Annotated in this window: 10 protein-coding genes and 4 tRNA genes; 7 read left to right on the forward strand and 7 right to left on the reverse strand. The window is 51.7% G+C overall.

The genetic code is table 11. The features are described 5' to 3' along the window. The first annotated feature begins 288 nt into the window (after nt 1–288). The 3 genes from ACVB80_RS05480 to ACVB80_RS05490 all read left to right on the forward strand — a co-directional run bounded on the left by ACVB80_RS05480 (nt 289) and on the right by ACVB80_RS05490 (nt 8621). Nucleotides 289–1587, forward strand: a complete 1299-nt coding sequence (locus ACVB80_RS05480; protein ID WP_481080261.1) for an L-cysteine desulfidase family protein — start codon at nt 289–291, stop codon at nt 1585–1587. Nucleotides 1588–2189: 602 nt separating this feature from the next. Further along, nucleotides 2190–3449 carry an SLC5/6 family protein gene (locus tag ACVB80_RS05485; protein ID WP_481080379.1) on the forward strand — a complete coding sequence of 420 codons (1260 nt, stop codon included), beginning with the start codon at nt 2190–2192 and terminating at the stop codon, nt 3447–3449. 201 nt (nt 3450–3650) lie between these two features. Next, nucleotides 3651–8621, forward strand: coding sequence for a hypothetical protein (locus ACVB80_RS05490; protein ID WP_481080262.1), 4971 nt, complete (start codon nt 3651–3653; stop codon nt 8619–8621). Nucleotides 8622–8694: 73 nt separating this feature from the next. On the opposite strand, the gene ACVB80_RS05495 is transcribed toward ACVB80_RS05490, so the two are convergent. Both ACVB80_RS05495 and ACVB80_RS05500 read right to left on the reverse strand, forming a co-directional pair. Then, the gene (locus ACVB80_RS05495; protein WP_481080263.1) at nt 8695–11850 is read right to left on the reverse strand and encodes a multidrug efflux RND transporter permease subunit; all 3156 of its coding nucleotides are present in this window, start codon (nt 11848–11850) and stop codon (nt 8695–8697) included. Between the two features lies 1 nt (nt 11851). Continuing rightward, nucleotides 11852–12892 carry an efflux RND transporter periplasmic adaptor subunit gene (locus ACVB80_RS05500; RefSeq protein ID WP_481080264.1) on the reverse strand — a complete coding sequence of 347 codons (1041 nt, stop codon included), beginning with the start codon at nt 12890–12892 and terminating at the stop codon, nt 11852–11854. A gap of 284 nt (nt 12893–13176) precedes the next feature. Between ACVB80_RS05500 and ACVB80_RS05505 the strand changes: the two genes are divergently transcribed. The 4 genes from ACVB80_RS05505 to ACVB80_RS05520 all read left to right on the forward strand — a co-directional run bounded on the left by ACVB80_RS05505 (nt 13177) and on the right by ACVB80_RS05520 (nt 13732). Further along, nucleotides 13177–13261, forward strand: a tRNA-Tyr gene (locus ACVB80_RS05505). 72 nt (nt 13262–13333) lie between these two features. Then, nucleotides 13334–13418 (forward strand) — tRNA-Tyr (locus ACVB80_RS05510). Nucleotides 13419–13490: 72 nt separating this feature from the next. Then, nucleotides 13491–13575: transfer RNA gene (locus tag ACVB80_RS05515), tRNA-Tyr, on the forward strand. A 72-nt stretch (nt 13576–13647) separates the two neighbouring features. Next, nucleotides 13648–13732, forward strand: a tRNA-Tyr gene (locus ACVB80_RS05520). A 150-nt stretch (nt 13733–13882) separates the two neighbouring features. Here ACVB80_RS05520 and ACVB80_RS05525 read toward each other — a convergent pair. From ACVB80_RS05525 to oppB, 5 genes are all read right to left on the reverse strand, one after another. Continuing rightward, nucleotides 13883–14827: a glutathione S-transferase family protein gene (locus ACVB80_RS05525; RefSeq protein WP_481080265.1), complete on the reverse strand. Its 945-nt coding sequence runs from the start codon at nt 14825–14827 to the stop codon at nt 13883–13885. 227 nt (nt 14828–15054) lie between these two features. Beyond that, on the reverse strand, nt 15055–16044 hold the full coding sequence (oppF, locus tag ACVB80_RS05530) for a murein tripeptide/oligopeptide ABC transporter ATP binding protein OppF (RefSeq protein ID WP_481080266.1): 990 nt from the start codon (nt 16042–16044) through the stop codon (nt 15055–15057). Then, a complete protein-coding gene (oppD, locus tag ACVB80_RS05535) occupies nt 16041–17012 on the reverse strand; it encodes an oligopeptide ABC transporter ATP-binding protein OppD (protein WP_481080267.1) in 972 nt (323 codons plus the stop codon). The genes oppF and oppD overlap by 4 nt, the downstream gene beginning before the upstream one ends. A 16-nt stretch (nt 17013–17028) precedes the next feature. After that, nucleotides 17029–17931: an oligopeptide ABC transporter permease OppC gene (gene oppC / locus ACVB80_RS05540; RefSeq protein WP_481080268.1), complete on the reverse strand. Its 903-nt coding sequence runs from the start codon at nt 17929–17931 to the stop codon at nt 17029–17031. 12 nt (nt 17932–17943) lie between these two features. Next, the gene (oppB, locus tag ACVB80_RS05545; RefSeq protein WP_481080269.1) at nt 17944–18864 is read right to left on the reverse strand and encodes an oligopeptide ABC transporter permease OppB; all 921 of its coding nucleotides are present in this window, start codon (nt 18862–18864) and stop codon (nt 17944–17946) included. Between the last annotated feature and the right edge of the window lie 101 nt (nt 18865–18965).

Genomic DNA, 18965 nt, shown 5'->3' on the forward strand with positions numbered 1-18965 from the left:
GCCGCTAGTTTGCCAAATAATTACCCAAAAGCCGCGCCATATGGAGAAATAATGTGAAGTTGATCTGCATTCTATAGGAGATATTTACCTTAACACCACTTACATTGAGTTTAAAAATGTGATCAACACCATAAACAGCCTATTTGATGACAAAATAAGAGAAAAAAATGCTACAAAACCATGACCGCAAAGAAATAATGGCAAAGAATTTCTTTTAATGATGCTTTACGATCTCTCATAAGTAAGCGGTATAGCCGCAACGCAAAATAACAGAAGGTGAGCAGAAAAATGAACAAGCATCTTTGGCCGGCATTTATTGACGTAGTTAAACGTGACGTGGTTCCGGCACTGGGTTGTACCGAGCCGGTATCTGTGGCTCTGGCAACAGCAATGGCAGTAGAGCGACTGGGTGTACAAGACAACGCACAAAACGTGACTATCTGCGCTTCTGTCTCACCAAATCTGATGAAAAATGGCATGGGCGTCGGCATTCCGGGAACAGGTATGGTCGGCTTGCCCGTTGCCGCTGCAATCGGTGCAGTGGCTGGTGACCCGCGCGCAGAGCTGGAAGTGCTGAAAAACGTCACCAAAGAAGATGTAGCGGTTGCTAAAACCATGCTGGATAACCAGCAGGTAACCGTGGGCGTGGCTGATGTCAGCCATATCCTGTATGCCAAAGCCACCGTGTTTGCTGGTGAGCGCAGCGTTTCGGTAACCATTGCAGACAGCCACACTCAGGTTGTTTCAATTGAAGAGAACGGCATGACGGTCTATCAGGCAGAAGCCAAAGACGATGCGGGCCAGACGCAAAGCACCAACCCATTTGACGGTGCGACCAGCCGCGATGTGTATGATTTCGCCACTCAGGCGCCACTTGAAGACATCCGCTTTATTGATCAGGCATCTGAGCTCAACCGCGCCCTGTCTGAAGAGGGCCTGACCGGAAAATATGGCCTGCGAATCGGTGCTACTTTCCAGCGCAATGAAGAACGCGGCCTGCTGTCCGGCGGTCTGCTTACCGAAGTACTCAAACGTACTTCAGCCGCATCTGATGCCCGTATGGACGGTGCAATGAAGCCGGCGATGAGTAACTCCGGTTCCGGTAACCAGGGCATTGCCGCTACGATGCCGGTGGTTGCGACAGCAGATTTCCTTGGTGCCAGCGAAGAAAAAACCATCCGTGCCCTGATGCTGTCACATCTGATGGCTATCTACATTAAGAGTCACCAGAACAAGCTGTCTGCCCTGTGTGGCGCAACCACAGCGGCAATGGGCTCGGCCGCGGGGATCACGTATCTTCTGGGAGGTGACTGCGAACAGGTCGGCGATGCGATTTGCAGCATGATCGGCGATGTGGCCGGGATGATCTGTGATGGCGCAAAAACTGCGTGTGCAATGAAGGTGTCCTCCTCTGCCAGTGCGGCGGTAAAAGCAGCACTTATGGCACTCGATGGTATCCGGGTAACCGGCAACGAAGGTATTGTGGCCAATGATGCCGATCAGTCGATTGCCAACCTGTCTGCACTGGCGAATGGCGCCATGACTCAGACCGATGTACAGATCCTGGACATCATGGTTAACAAATAACGTTCTTTTTCAGCGGCGGAGATCCCTTCCTCCCCTTCCGCCGCTGATTGTTTGACCTTCTGCATCCCCCGGCCAGAAGCCAAAATCATTCTACATCACACCAAGTGTTTTTTCTGTGACTGATTTTCGGTCATTTCTGCGTGTTACTGATCCTCCCACGCAACCCATTCCTTCAACCAGTTCACTAATTTACAAAAGTGTGAATTAGGCTGCACTTTTCATTCATCACACCACGCCAAACTTATTTCCTATAACATGAAGCCGATCAAATATATTTGCAGTTGCAAAGATATTTGAATTGATTTATATCAAGACAAAGAAACCACCACGCACTTTTATTAATTTGATAGCAAATTCTACTCCAAACATCGTTTTCAGAAGAAAACATTAAAAACATTTTCTCCCAAAACGCATATATGCTCCATATCAAACCTAAGCCGGAATACAAAAAAAGTTGCAGCATAACAGCAACAACAGCCGGTACGGATTAACAGATTTTTTAAAACTCTTACTCGATTTTGATGGATTAAATTATGACTGAAGCAATTAATACCACCCTGCCAAAAGGCCGCAGTACAGCGCCTTTACATGAGCAGGCAAACATGACCCTGCAGGAGTGGAAAAAGGCGATCAAGTTCGACAGCGTTGATATGGGCTGGATCGTAATGAGCATCGGTATGGCGATCGGTGCCGGTATCGTATTCCTGCCGGTTCAGGTGGGTGTGATGGGGCTGTGGGTGTTCCTGCTTTCCTCCATTATCGGTTACCCGGCGATGTATCTTTTCCAGAAACTTTTTATCAATACCCTGGCTGAATCGAAAAAATGTACTGATTACCCTGGCGTGATCGAAGGCTACCTTGGCAAAAACTGGGGCGTGGCACTCGGCGTGCTCTACTTCCTGATGCTGGTTATCTGGGTACTAGTTTACTCACTGGCCGTAACTAATGACAGCGCATCTTACCTGCACTCCTTTGGCATCACAGAAGGTCACCTGAACGAGAACGTCTTCTACGGTCTGGGGCTTATCTGTGTGCTGGCCTTTATCGGCTCAAAAGGCGAGAAACTGCTGTTCAAACTGTCTGGCTTTATGGCGGTCACCGTTCTGTCTCTGGTTGCGGTTATGGCGGTTCTGCTGATTGCCCGCTGGGATATGGCGAACATTCCGGCCATCGGTGATTTCGGCTCAATGCTGAAAGATGCCATCATCACCCTGCCGTTTACCCTGACCTCAATTCTGTTTATCCAGTCTCTGAGCCCAATGGTTATCTCTTACCGCTCTCACGAGAAATCTATCGAAGTTGCCCGCTACAAAGCCGAGCGCGCAATGAAAATCGCTTTCTCTATTCTGTTTGTGATTGTGTTCTTCTTCGCAGTATCGTTCACCTTCGCTATCAGCCAGGAGCAGGCAACCGAAGCGATGAACAAAAACATCTCGGCACTGGCTATTATCGCTCACTACTTCCCGGGCAGCTGGGCAACTGTTGCAGGTATCGTGATTAACATCTTCGCAGTAGTGACCTCTTTCTTCGGCGTATTCCTGGCGTTCCAGGAAGCGTGTCGCGGCCTGGCAATGAACGTGCTGCTGCGTAAGTTCAAAGAGTCTCAAATCAACAAGCCACTGGTAGACAAACTGGTTACCGTGTTCATCATCCTGCTGGCCTGGTCTGCAATTGCCCTGAACGCGCCTATCCTGTCGTTCACTTCAATCTGCAGCCCTATCTTCGGCATGGTTGGCTGTCTGATCCCGGCTTACCTGGTACACAAGGTGCCACACCTGCATAAGTACAAAGGCATGGCGACCAACCTGATCATCATCACCGGTATCCTGCTGTGTATCTCGCCTCTGCTGGCATTTATGTAATTCAATACGAATTATAAAACTTTATTAAGCAGCTCATGGTGAGCTGCTTTTTTTATCTTTCAAAACCCTTTATTGACAAGACTCACACTAAGAGGCCCGAGCAGTTTTTTTTACTTCAACCTTCCCTGATATAGCTACACTCTATGTATCACTGCGGCCTGATTGACCGCTTGCATGCCATGTATAAAGCAGGGACTAAGTATGAAACAGAAACAGTTGGTGATAGCCCTCGGCCTGACTTCCTCGGTAGGATTAGTCGGATGTTTTGGGGGAGGCGACGGTTCATCCGGCGGCTCATCACCTACCCCAACAACCTCGTACAGCGTTAAAGCCATCGATGGATACCTCAACGGTGCCGTTGTCTGGCTGGATATCGACAAAGACTTCGTAAAAGACCCGAATGAACCGAGCACCATTTCCACCGCTGGTGGTAACGCCGTGCTCGATGTAACCGGGATAACCAACCCAGATCAATACCCGGTGATAGTACGGGCAATCAAAGGCAAGACCATAGACGAAGATAATAATAAACCGGTCATTGCCGATTACGTCATGTCTGCGCCTGCGGGCCAGACCAATATCACGCCACTCTCCACTCTTGTTCACGTCGAGCTTGAGCGCGGGGACAGTGCTGATGAAGCAGAAGCAACCCAGAAAATTGCCACTCAGCTGGGTATCCAGGCCGATGAGGTACTGGGCGATTATATCGAAGATGATAACGATGAAGCCGCAGTCGGCGCCAAAGCACTGGTAACCTCTGGCACACTCCCTTCTACCAGTGAAGAGCTCAAAGACCAGGCAGACACCACCGATGATGGCGGACTGCAGGGCGATGCGGACAATCTGCTTGCCGATGCCGCAACCATTAACGATACAGTAAAAACTGAGATTGAAAGCATTCAGGGCCAGTCCGGCGAGGATGCTGACCTGTCCGGCATCGTTGTAAGCAGCGAAGGTGCCATTGCCACCGACTCCGATGGAGATGGCGTTGCCGACAGTGACGAAGACCCGGATATGGTCGGCGATCCTGACGAATGGTTCGATACTGACAACGATGGTACCGGTGATAACGCCGATACCGATGATGACGGTGACGGCGTTCTGGATGAGGACGACGCCTTCCCGCTCGACAAAGACGAAAGTGCCGATTACGACCTCGATGGTAAAGGTGATAACGCCGATACCGATGATGACAACGATGGCGTACAGGATGACGCTGACGATCTTCCAAACAACAGCGATGAATGGCTCGATACCGATAAAGACGGCATCGGGAACAACGCCGATACAGACGATGATGGCGATGACTACCCCGACAGTGAGGACGCCTTCCCTCTTGATGAGTCCGAATGGCTCGACAGTGACGGCGATAAAATCGGGAACAACGCCGACTCAGATGACGACAATGACGGCGTGCTGGACACCGATGATGCCTTCCCGCTCGATGACAGCGAAACCAAAGACACCGATGGTGATGGTACCGGTGACGTAGCCGATACCGATGATGACGGTGACGGCGTAGCCGATGATAATGACCTGGATCCTTATGATCCGAACATTGGCCTGTCCCAGATTGGCGAACTGATCCAGTTCATGCGCGACAGCACAACCCTGTACGTTGGCTGGACCGATGAAGAGAACGGCGTTATACGCGCAGAAATGGAAGAGTTTACCCTCAACGGGGACATCGCAACCATTACCGCCCGTTACACCATCAATAATGATGGCACCCTGACCCAGACGTACCCGGCCTCTCCGACTGCGGAAACGGGCGATTTCGACCGCCTGATCCTGACTGCAAACGGCTGGACCGCCGCCAGTGATAACTTCGAACTCAGGCTGGGCACCGATGAGATCACCGTTTATCCGTCTGATACCCCTGACTACACCTATCAGGTAGTTGGTACGGTGCAGGATCTCAATGGTCTGTCCATTGCCGACAATGCCGGTGAGCTGGAAGACATTATTGCTTCCGGCGCAAACTATCCTGAAGGTGCTAAAGCCGGGATTGTGTCACTGGGCAGTACAGATGATAAATACGAGCTCTACAGCCATAAACCGTGGTTTTTGCATGGCACCGGCGATCACACCGTTGACGGCCATAATGCCACCAGCCTGACCGAAATCCTGAGCGCACAATCTGCGGGCAGCAATCCGGTCACCACCTCAATCAAGGGCCTGTCTATCGGCTATGATGCAGCGGTGGAATTTGTCGGCGCAGCGGATGCCACCAGTGGTACAACCAACTTCTACCTGCTGAACTGGCACTCTTCTTCCGTGGCCGCCACCACTGACCCAACCTCAACCCTGGTTGGCAGTGGCAGCTGGACTAAAGTAACGGTCAACAATACCGAAATCCTCAAGTTCAGCATTCCGGATGCGGTTGAAAATGAGTGGGGTGACCGTTACGACGGCCCGGATAGTCCGGTACTCTCGGTTTATAACGGTTATGTCTATTTCGGCAGCTTTATGGCAGCCGGTACCGACGATAAGGACCATTCTGCCTTCCTGATGAACACCACTGCCAAAGATGCCCTGCTGGGCAGCGTCAGCACTGGTGACTGGAAAGATACCGATAAAGATGGCATCAGTAACATTAATGATACCGATGACGACAATGACGGCGTACTCGATGGTGACGACGCCTTCCCTGAAGATCCGAACGAGTACCTGGATACCGACGGCGATGGCATCGGCAACAATGCCGATAAAGACGACGACGGTGACGGCGTTCTGGATGACAAAGATGCCTTCCCTCTGGATAAAGACGAAACTCTGGATACAGACAACGATGGCATAGGTAACAACGCAGATACTGATGACGATGGTGATGGCGTTCTGGATGTGGATGACCTTGATCCGACCGATCCGAATATCGGCCAGTCCCAGACAGCAGCTCTTATCGAATTCATGCGCAGTGAAACCAACCTGTACATTGGCTGGGCTCATGAAGACAACGGTAAAATGAGAGCAGAGCTGCAGCGTTACACCTTAAATGGTGATATCGCGACAGTCACGGCAAGCTATCTCATCAATAAAGATGGCACGCTGACTGAACAAACCCAGCCTATGGCTGAGGGAGAGTTCAACCATATGATCCTGACCGCGAGCGGCTGGACTGCTTTCAATGAAAACTACGTCCTGAGTATCAATGGAGAGGTTCTGACGCTCTACCCTACCGATCATCCTGACTACGTGTTTAAGGTCAATGGATTCGCCAAGTCTCTCGATGGCCTGTATATCCACGACCACTCCGGTGACCTGGATGATATCGTCAGCAAGACTGCCAAATACACGGCAGGCTCTGACGCGGGTATCGTTTCACGCACCACAGATACAGATAAGTACGAACTGTACGGACATCAGCCATGGTACCTGCACGGCACCGGTGATCACACCGTTGACGGTCAGAATGCCACTAACCTGACCGAGTTCCTCGTCAGCCAGTCTGTGGGCGAAAATCCGGTCACCAGTACCATCAAAGGTCTGTCTATGGGTAAAGACACTGCGATGGAATTTGTTGATGACGGTACGGTCAACTTCTACAAAATGAACTGGGATGTCGCCACTGCACAAACCGGCAGCGAACCAACCTCTTATCTGATCGGCAGCGGCAGCTGGCAGACCGTTACGGTAAACGGCGTGGAAATCATGCGCATCTCGATCCCAGAGTCAGTCTTTGATGGCTGGGGTGAGCACTACGACGGTGAGGAAAATCCAATCCTGTCTGTATACAACGGTTTGGTATATGTAGGTGAATACCTGCCTGCTAACTGGACCGATGTAGAAGACTCGGCATACCTGCTGGATGAAACGGCGAAAACTGCGCTGCTGGCCGCAGTCGACTTCCCGCTGGTGGTTTGCTACCAGGGAGAGAAAAGCGATCCGAACCTGACCCTGACCGACTTTACCAACGCAGTGAACAATGATTGTGGCGGTATCGTCAGTGCCATTACCAGCGAAATGGTCAGTGGTAAGAACTTCCAGCGCGTGAACAGCCAGGGTGAAACCCGTGATTACACCTTCAACGCTGATGGCAGCGTGGATGTGTATAAAAACGGCAGCAGCACCGTCTCCTACAGCAACAGCTGGGTGATTGAAGGCAGTTACGTCAAACTGTTCAACAGCGACTCAAGCGAAGTCTGGTACTGGGCTATCACAGACAGCAAAGATAAAACTTGGGCACTGCTGACCTTTGAGATGAATGCCACTGAAAACTATGTGGGCTTCTGGGCGACCAAAGTCACCGAACAGGAACGCGGAACGACACCACCTTCTCCTGGCTGTAACATCACCGAAGTAGAGACAGGTGCGACCTATCAGGATTACCTGACTCAACTGAACGCCTGTACCGGTTTGCCGGACATGCTGGTCGATGAGCAGGTGAATGTCTACCGGATCAACAGCAGCTATGAAACCCGCGCCTACATCATGGCACCTGGCGGTAACATGCTTCGCTTCCGCAATGGTCAGCCGTATGAGCACAACTGGGCTATCAACAATGATGGCGTCATGGAGTGGAAATCCGGCGACACCATCGACAGTTATGTAAGACTGATTGATGATCAGCAGGAAGGCGGTAAAGTTGCTTTCTATGAACCGGATCCTGGTGCTATCTGGGTCACCACCCTGAAGGATATGACACCAATTGGTGGTGTTCAGGCCTGTACCACAGGTGATTCACAGTGGGATGAAGCGAATGACCGTCCGGTCGCGTTTACAACCTATTCTGAGTTCATCACAGCCCTGGATGGTTGTGTCAGCACTGCGGGAACGGCAAAGTTCAGTGAAGCCGATTTCTTTGACCGTCAGATTGTCATGGCTATCTCTGATGAACGCGTGACGTTCAACACCGATAAGACCGGTTTACTGGAAGAGCTGAATGAGTCTACCGGCGTAGTGGAAGGCAGCTTTAACTTTACCTGGAGCATCTCTGATGCAACCCGCGGTATCGTGAAGATTGTCGCCACTTACACCGATGACAACAGTGTGACTCAGACAGTCGAGCAGTTCATGGCCATTACCAGCACCAATGGTGTGGAGTTTGCGGTGAAGGCCTTCTGGACTAACACAGCATGGCAGGCTGAGTCTGACTTCATTACTGGTGGCGGCGAGATCTTCTCTGACGTCTACCGCCACCCGAATGCAGAAACGCTGATCAGCGGTCTGTAACCGGCACCAGAAAAATCAAAGCCAGCACCAAGGGTGCTGGCTTTTTTTATCATTCGACCTCCCGCAGGAACGGTTAAAAACCTCCTGCGTTCCCGCTATCCTCTGCAGGCGAGATCTCCCCGTGTGAACGCCGTCCCCGTGTGTCGTGCGACAGTTCCTCATTCAGCTGCGCTTCGGTGTAACCCGGAGAGTGAGTCGCCACTGAAATCAGGCGATACATCGCCGGAATAACAAACAGGGTTACCAGGGTAGCAAAAGCCATTCCGAAGAAGATCACCGTACCCACCGCTACCCGGCTCTCATAACCCGCACCAGTGGAAAGGATAAGCGGCACTGAACCGGCCAGAGTGGTAAAGGCCGTCATCAGGATTGGGCGCAGACGCCTTGCTGCCGCATCCACAATCGCCTGTTCAAACGCTACACCACGGTCACGCAGCTGGTTGGCAAATTCAACGATCAATATGCCATTTTTGGTTACCATGCCGATCAGCATGATCATGCCGATCTGACTGTAGATATTGAGCCCCTGGCCCATGATAACCAGGCCAAGAAAGCCCCCCATTACCCCCATTGGAACAGTAAACATCACCACCAGCGGGTTTACAAAGCTTTCAAACTGAGCGGCCAGCACCAGATACGCGACCAGCAGTGCCAGGCCAAACACAATCGCCACGCTGGACTGATTCTCCTTATAGTCTTTCGACTCGCCGGAGTAACTGACGGAAATATCCCCCGGCAGCTTTTCAATCGCAACTGAATCCAGATAATCCAGCGCCTCGCCGAGGGTGTAGCCCTCATTCAGGTTCGCCGTTACCGTCACCGCTTTCTTCTTGTTGTAGTGTGAAAGACGGATAGATGAGGCGACTTCTTCGATTTTAGTTACCGCATCCAGGGTCACCAGCTCACCACTGCTGGTACGCATGTAGATCTGGCTGAGATCCTGAGCATTGTTAAACTGGTTTTCATCCCCGCGCAGGTAGACGTCATACTCCTCGCCACGCTCAACAAAAGTGGTCTCGGTTTTACCGCCGAGCATCACCTCAAGGGTGGTGGAGATATCCGTCACCTTAATGCCCAGCTCTGCCGCGCGCGCTTTATCCACGCTGACCACCAGCTCAGGGGTTTTCTCAGAATAGTTGATCTCCGCACCGTTCATAAACGGGCTGTTATTGGCTTCCTGTTTAAGCAGCTCACCCCACTTTTTCAGCTCCTGGTAGTCAGAACCACCGATAACGAACTGCACCGGCTCGCTGGAGCCGCCCCGGAAGCCCGGCATCATAGGGAACACCCGCGCATCCGGAATATCCACCAGCGCCTTACGGATCATACCAAGCGCCTGCTGGGCTGAAACGCTGCGGTCTGCCCAGTCTTCCAGGATCATGATCACAAAACCGGTCTGATCCCCCGCCTGACCACCAAACGCCGGTGACTGTACACTGAATGATTTCAGAACGCCTTTGCCGAGCAGGGGCATCAGCCTGTCTTCGACGATATCGATATTGGCGTTCATCCGGTTATAACTGGTGCCATCCGCACCACGGACAAACGCAAACAGCACGCCACGGTCTTCCTGCGGTGCCAGCTGGGACGGAACCTGCTTCATCAACACATAACTGCCACCAATACAGGCAACAATAATAACCGGTGCCAGCAGGCGCCAGGCCATAGCTTTGCCCAGCAGACGGCGATAACCGCGCTCAAGTGCGCCGAACATTCTTTCAATGAAACGGTTAAATCGCCCCGGCTTAACATTGGCTTTGAGGATCTTGCTGCCCAGAACCGGCGTCAGAGTCAGCGCCACCAACGAGGAGAAGATCACCGCCATCGCCAGCAGTACCGAAAACTCGGTAAACAGAAGGCCGACCATGCCATCCATAAAGGAGATCGGCAGAAACACCATCACCAGAACCAAAGTCGTCGCCACTACGGCAAAGCCTACTTCTCTTGCCCCTTTATAAGCGGCCACCAGCGGCGACTCACCGCGTTCGACATGGTGGAAAATATTCTCGACCACCACGATGGCATCATCCACCACCAGCCCGATGGACAGGATCAGCGCCATCAGGGTAATAAGGTTGATGGAAAAACCGAAGTAATAAGCGGCAATAAAGGCGGAGATCAGCGAGACAGGCACCGTCACTGCCGGGATCAGGGTCGCCCTTGCCTGACCAATGAAAATATACAGCACCAGGATCACCAGCGCGCCGGTGATCATCAGGGTACTGTAGACCTCCGAAATAGAGCGGTCGATAAACACAGTGGAGTCATAATCGATGGCAAGTCGCGTCCCTTCCGGCAGGAACTGCTGAACCTGCTCTACTTCAGCACGCACCAGTCTGGCCACCTGCAGCGGGTTAGCATCCGACTGAGGCACAATCCCAAGGCTGACGTTCACCACACCATCACTCTTAAAAGTAGAGTTCTCGTTCTGCGCACCGATATACACATCCGCGACATCTTTCAGATACACAGGTGTACCGTCAGAGGCATATTTGATCACCAGATAGTCGAAGTCTTCCGGGGTCTGGTAAAGACGTGCAGTACGCACCGACATTACCATGGTGTCATTACGCACTTCACCGCCCGGGTTTTCCACGTTCTCACTGCGAAGCGCACTGGTAATATCAGTAGTGGTGATACCTCGCCCGGCCATCAGGGTCGGATCCAGTTTTACATACATCACCTTATACAGGCCGCCGGAAATCTGTACCGAACTGACTCCGGAAAGCAATGAGAAACGGTCAACCAGAACGCGCTCGGTGTAATCAGTCAACTGAGTACGGTCCATTTCAGACGAGCTGAGATTGATATAGACAGACGCCTCACCACTGCCGTTATCTTTGTACACCAGCGGCTCATCGGCTTCATCCGGCAACCGGCGCTGAGCACGGGCTACGGCGTCACGCACGTCACTGGCCCCCACATTCAGGTCGTAGCCCAGCTCAAAGGTGATCTTGATACGGGAAGAGCCGTTACGGGTGGTGGAAGTAATTTCATCGATGCCGCTTATACCGGAAAGCTGATCTTCAATCACCGAGGTGATCTGACTTTCGATAATAGAAGCAGAGGCACCATCATAACGGGTGCTGACCGACACCACCGGGCTTTCGATGTCCGGCATCTCCCGCACCGCCAGTTTGGAAAAAGAGACCAGGCCAAACACACACAGCAACAGGCTGAGTACAATCGCGACGATCGGCCTTTTTACCGATATATCTGATAACAACATCTTACTGCCCTTCTTCCAGCACTCTCACTTTGGCACCATCGCGCATATTCACCACGCCCTGCACCACTATCTGCTGGCCGATATCAAGGCCACTCTCTACTACTACCTCATTACCAATCCGGGCACCCAGAATGATTTCGGTACGGGTCACCTTGTTGTCTTCATTGATCACGTACACGTAACGTTTGGTTCCGGAGTATTCCAGCGCCTGAACCGGAATGACCGGCGCGCTGAACGGAGTAAAGGCTACTTCGGCTGCCATCAGCATACCAGGCTTGAGCTTTCGCTGTGGGTTATCAAAGTGAACCCGGACACGAACGTTGAGGGTTTCACGGTTAATACGTGAGTCGATACCAACAATCTCCCCGGAAAAGCGCTCCCCTTTCCACGCCTGACTGGTCGCGGTCACTTTCATGCCTCTGCTCAGCTGAGACAGGTAGCTTTCCGGCACCTGAAGGTCCAGCTCCATCAGTGAAAGGTCATCCAGGGTCAGCAGCTCTGCTCCAACGCTGACCAGCTTACCGCGGCTGAAATCGACAAAACCTATAGTGCCGGCAAATGGCGCGCGCAGGTGATGATCCATCAGGTCAGATTTGGCAGCGTCCAGCCTTGCAGCAGCAATATCAACCGAGGTTTTCTGGCCGTCGATCTCTGTCTGGGTAATCGCGCCACGTTTAAGCAGTTTTTCAAACTCTCTTAAGATGCGCTGCTGGTCCTGCAGGTAAGCCTGCGCTTCTGCCACTGCGGCTTTGGCCTTGGCATCATCAAGCTGAAGCAGCGACTGATCTTTTTTGACGTCCTGATTGGACTTCACCGCAATCCTTTCTACTTTGCCGGCAATTTCCGAAGCAATAACCACCGAGCGGCTGGCTTCGAGCTTTCCGACCAGGGATAAGTTCTGCGAAATTTGGTGAGTACCGACGGATTCTGCGACAACCGCTACATCGCGGCCTGCAGAAGCTGCCTGTCGTTTGGCATAACCAGGAGCTGAGGTGCCAACAACGGCGAGTAAAAAGACAAAGGAAAATGCGCGTTTATACATAGGTGCCACTCATGAAAAAGAGAAACTGTGGTTATTTTGATATTCTACCAACGAACGAACGCCGTAGCGTAAAGGAATGTAAAGGTAGGAAAATATTCTGAAATATGCGCCGGATAAGTCACAATTTATCCAAAGAAGCGGCTTTTTAGCCACCTCTGCCGAAAAAGCCAGCATTCAAACCAAAATTCACAGAAATCGCTTTACAGCTTTTCCGAGTTTGTTATTATGCGCTCCGCACTTGGTTACTGCGTTGGGAAAACAGCAGCTAAGTATAAAAACACCCTGGAGGGGTTCCCGAGTGGCCAAAGGGAGCAGACTGTAAATCTGCCGGCTCCGCCTTCGATGGTTCGAATCCGTCCCCCTCCACCATATTCTTCTCTGTAAAGAGAAAACGCTTGGTTGTTCGTGCTGGGAAAACAGCAGCTAAGGATAAAATACCCTGGAGGGGTTCCCGAGTGGCCAAAGGGAGCAGACTGTAAATCTGCCGGCTCCGCCTTCGATGGTTCGAATCCGTCCCCCTCCACCATATTCTCTCTGTAAAGAGAAGACGCTTGGTTGTTCGTGTTGGGAAAACAACAACTAAGGATAAAAATACCCTGGAGGGGTTCCCGAGTGGCCAAAGGGAGCAGACTGTAAATCTGCCGGCTCCGCCTTCGATGGTTCGAATCCGTCCCCCTCCACCATATTCTCTCTGTAAAGAGAAAACGCTTAGTTGTTCGTGTTGGGAAAACAACAGCTAAGGATAAAAACACCCTGGAGGGGTTCCCGAGTGGCCAAAGGGAGCAGACTGTAAATCTGCCGGCTCCGCCTTCGATGGTTCGAATCCGTCCCCCTCCACCATATTTAAAAAGCCAGCTCGTTGAGCTGGCTTTTTTGGTTTTGGGGTACTGGGTACTGGGTACTGGGTACTGGGTACTGGGTACTGGGTACTGGGTACTAAAAGCTACCAATTCATCCTGCCAGGTAAAGAGCTTTATCTCTTCTCATCGCTTATATCGTATCTCTGGCATGGGCTGATTCCAGATCCAGTTCCGGGCCTGTCGGTATTATCTGGGTTGGGTTAATACCGGTGTGGCTGAAGTAGTAGTGGCGTTTGATGTGGTAAAAATCTACCGTCTGCGCGACTCCCCTGACCTGGTACAGCTCTCTGAGATAGCCCTGAAGATTAGGATAGTCTGCAATTCGCTGCTTATTACACTTAAAGTGCCCCACATAGACCGCGTCAAAACGCACCAGGGTAGTGAACAGGCGCCAGTCTGCTTCGGTGATTCTCTCCCCGGCCAGGTAGCGGCTGGTCGCCAAATGCGCATCCAGCTTATCCAGTGCGTCAAACAGTTGATGATACGCCTCTTCGTAGGCTTCCTGTGTAGTGGCAAAGCCACAACGGTAGACGCCATTGTTTACGTTTGGGTAAACAAACCCGTTCCAGTGTTCGATCTCACTGCGAAGATCTGCCGGGTAGTAATCATCATGATTGCCGGTCAGACTGTTAAAAGCGCAGTTAAACATTCGGATGATCTCAGAGGACTCATTGCTGACGATGGTCTGCGTTTTCTTGTCCCACAGCACCGGAACCGTTACACGCCCGGTGTAGTCCGGTTTGGCTTTGGTGTAGAGCTGATGCATGAACTTCAGCCCATAGAGAGATTCTGGCTGCTCAAACTCCCAACCCTGCGAGAGCATATCCGGGCTCACTACGGTTACGCCGATATGTTCACTCAGTCCTTTCAACTCCCGGAAAATCAGCGTCCTGTGCGCCCACGGACAGGCCAGGGAAACATACAAATGGTAACGGCCAGACTCAGGCGCAAACTCCGCACCGGGCACATCTTTCACCCATTTACGAAATCCTGCGTCTTCTCTTACAAACTTGCCATCACTCGCTTTTGTGTCATACCAGACATCATGCCACTTGCCGCTGATCAGTTTGCCCATTATCGCCCCCTTATACCGCCGCTGCTTTCTGGTTGCTAGTCTCTAGTCTCTAGTCTCTAGTCTCTAGTCTCTAGTCTCTAGTCTCTAGTCTCTGAAGCCAGCTTAACCCTATGCAAAACCAGTTACCGCCCCTCCCTTTCGTTCAACTCATTCAAATATTACGAACATAAAAAAAGCGCGGTCCTTTTTGGCACCGCGCTTAAGCCTGTCACAGGCTGAATAGTGTATTAATCGACCATCAGACACGACACCGCGTGGTGGTCGTCACCTTTGATCTGAGGTTTGTGTTTGGCACACGCCTCTGTTGCGATTGGGCAGCGGGTACGGAACACACAGCCTGATGGCGGGTTCATCGGTGACGGCAGGTCACCTTCCAGCATTTCAATCTTCTTGTTGCGCTCCAGTTCCGGATCCGGGATTGGCACCGCAGACATCAGGGCGCGGGTGTACGGGTGTTTAGGGTCAGCAAAAATCGCTTCAGACTCACCCAGCTCTACCGCATTACCCAGGTACATCACCAGAACGCGGTCTGAAATGTGTTTAACCACCGACAGGTCGTGAGCGATGAACACCAGGCTCAGGCCCAGCTCTTTCTGCAATTCTTTCAGCAGGTTAACTACCTGTGCCTGAATCGATACGTCCAGCGCCGATACCGGCTCATCACAGATGATCATCTTAGGGCGCAGGATCAGGGCACGGGCGATACCGATACGCTGACACTGACCACCAGAGAACTCGTGCGGGTAACGGTTGATAACGTTAGGCAGCAGGCCTACTTTCATCATCATCTCTTTTACCCGGTCTTTCACTTCCTGCTTTGACAGCTCAGGGTAGAAAGTTTCCAGAGGCTCAGCGATGATGTCACCCACAGTCATACGCGGGTTAAGCGAAGCCAGTGGATCCTGGAAAATCATCTGGATCTCTTTACGCGTTTCGCGGCGCTTCACCTCATTCATGCGGGTCAGGTCCTGGCCCAGCCATACCACTTCGCCATCGGTCGCTTCAACCAGGCCGATCACGGCACGGGCAAAGGTCGATTTACCACAACCAGACTCACCTACCACACCCAGGGTTTCGCCTTCGTAAAGACGGATGTCTACCCCATCAACCGCTTTCAGCGGGATTGGCTTGCTCCATGGCCAGCCTGACTTAGGCGCAATGTTGAAGTGAACTTTCAGGTTCTTTACATCAAGCAGCAGATTCTTTTCGTTGATCATTTTTCCCATGCCTCCCAGTCAGAAAAACAAGCGCGCTTACGGCCCTGACCGAAGTCCAGCAGCTGTGGCGTTTGTGATTTACAGTGATCCATCACGCGATGACAACGTTCCTGATAAGGACAGCCCGGAGGCAGACGCAGCAGGTTTGGCGGGTTACCCGGGATAGTAGGCAGGATCTCGCCTTCGGTATCCAGACGCGGAATGGCTTTCAGTAGGCCTTCAGCGTAAGGATGGCTTGGGTTATAGAAAATTTCATTAACAGTACCGTACTCCATGGTACGGCCCGCGTACATCACCAGAACCTTATCACAGGAACCGGCAACCACACCCAGGTCGTGGGTGATCATAATGATAGCGGTATTAAACTCATGCTTCAGCTCGTTCAGCAGGTCCATGATCTGCGCCTGAACGGTTACGTCCAGAGCGGTCGTTGGCTCATCAGCAATCAGCAGTTTCGGACGACACAGCAGCGCCATAGCGATCATTACACGCTGACGCATACCGCCGGAAAACTCGTGCGGATACATGGTAATACGCTTACGTGCTTCCGGGATTTTTACCGCTTCCAGCATGCGTACTGACTCTTCAAACGCTTCGGCTTTACCCATGCCTTTGTGCAGCATCAGTACTTCCATCAGCTGATCGCTTACCTTCATGTAAGGGTTAAGCGAGGTCATAGGATCCTGGAAGATCATCGCGATTTGCTCGGCACGAACTTTGTTCAGCTCTTTCTCCGGCAGGTTGAGGATCTCTTTGCCCTCAAACTTAGCACTGCCTGAAATAATACCGTTCTTCGCCAGCAGACCCATCAGGGCAAATACAGTCTGAGATTTACCTGAACCAGACTCACCTACGATACCCAGGGTTTCACCCGGCTTAAGCGAGAAGTTCAGGTCGTTCACTGCGGTAACAATACCGTCCTGCGTAGTGAACTCAACACGCAGGTCTTTTACATCTAATAAACTCATGGTGCTTTCCTTCTCGTTATCTGTCTTTTGGATCCAGCGCGTCACGCAGACCGTCACCAACGTAGTTAAAGCAGAACAGGGTGATTACCATGAAGACGGCCGGGAATGCCAGCTGCCAGATAGCCACTTCCATTGTCTGCGAACCTTCCTGAAGCAGTGCGCCCCAGCTGGTCATTGGTTCCTGAACACCCAGGCCAAGGAACGAAAGGAAAGACTCAATCAGAATCATTGACGGGATCAGCAGGGTTGAGTAAACCGCTACGATACCCAGAACGTTTGGTACGATATGGCGGGTAATGATCTTCCACTTACTCACACCACACACATACGCCGCTTCGATAAACTCTTTGCTGCGCAGGCTCAGGGTCTGACCACGTACGATACGTGCCATATCCAGCCAGGCGATGGCACCGATGGCCACAAAGATAAGTACGATATTACGGCCGAAGAAGGTTACCAGTACGATAACCAGGAACATAAATGGTACAGCGTACAGAATTTCCAGAATACGCATCATGATACGGTCGGTACGGCCACCGATAAAACCAGACGCCGCGCCATAAAGGGTACCGATAATTACCGCTACCAGTGCGCCCATCACACCTACCATCAGCGAGATACGACCGCCGATCAGGGTACGAACGTACAGGTCACGGCCAAGGGAGTCGGTACCAAACCAGTGGTCTGCATTCGGACCAACGTGCATCGCACCCCAGTCTGTATCATCGTAGGCGTACTCTGCCAGCATCGGCAGGAAAATCACCGCCAGGGTCAGTACGGTCAGGATTGCCAGACTCACCATCGCCGCTTTGTTACGCATAAAGCGGATACGGGCATCCTGCCAAAGACTACGGCCTTCGATCTCCAGGTTCTTTGAGAAGTTCTCAACCGCTTCAAGGTTCTCTTTTTTCGTTAACATCTTTTCGTCCCCTTAGTAGCGAATCTTAGGATCAATAACTGCCAACAGGATATCGACGACAGCGTTGAACAGAATGAACAGGAAACCGATCAGGATGGTCACACCCATAACCAGTGAGTAGTCACGGTTAAAGGCGGCGTTAACGAACAGCTTACCGATACCCGGCAGGCCGAAAATGGTTTCGATAACCACAGAACCAGTAATGATGCCGACAAACGCCGGACCCATGTAAGAAACTACCGGCAGCATAGCAGGACGCAGTGCGTGCTTGATGATGATGTAGCGGTAGCTCAGGCCTTTGGCGCGGGCAGTACGGATAAAGTTACTGTTCAGGGTTTCGATCATAGAGCCACGGGTGATACGGGCAAAGGTCGCAACATACAGCAGCGACATACCGATCACCGGCAGGATCATGTATTGCCATGCACCACCATACCAGCCACCGGCCGGCAGCCAGTCAAGTTTGATAGCGAAGAAGTACAGCAATGCCGGCGCCAGTACGAACGACGGCAATACCACACCAATCATGGCGGTGGACATAATTAAGTAGTCTACCCAGGTGTTCTGCCTCAGCGCGGCAATGGTACCGACCGAGACCCCCATTATCACGGTGAAGATAAACGCAACTGCGCCCACCTGAGCCGATACAGGCAGAGCAACGCTTACCAGTTCGTTTACCGTGTAATCCTGGTATTTAAAGGAAGGACCAAAATCACCATGCAGGATGTTGGTCAGATAAGTGGTGTATTGCTCAAACACAGGCTTATCCAGGCCGTATTTGGCCTCGATGTTTGCCATCACTTCCGGTGGCAAAGGACGCTCGCTTGAGAATGGGTTACCTGGTGCGAAACGCATCAGGAAAAAAGATATAGTGATCAACACCAACATGGTTGGTATCGCCTCGAATATCCGTTTCATAATGAATTTAAACATAAACTCACTCTTCCAGTCTGTGACAAATAAAAGGGGCGCAAAGACACTGCATGTGAATCTCACATACAGTGTCTGTAGTTTTTTATAGTTTTATCGCGTCA

It is taken from the genome of Vibrio sp. 9-16B-A1 (assembly GCF_056726165.1).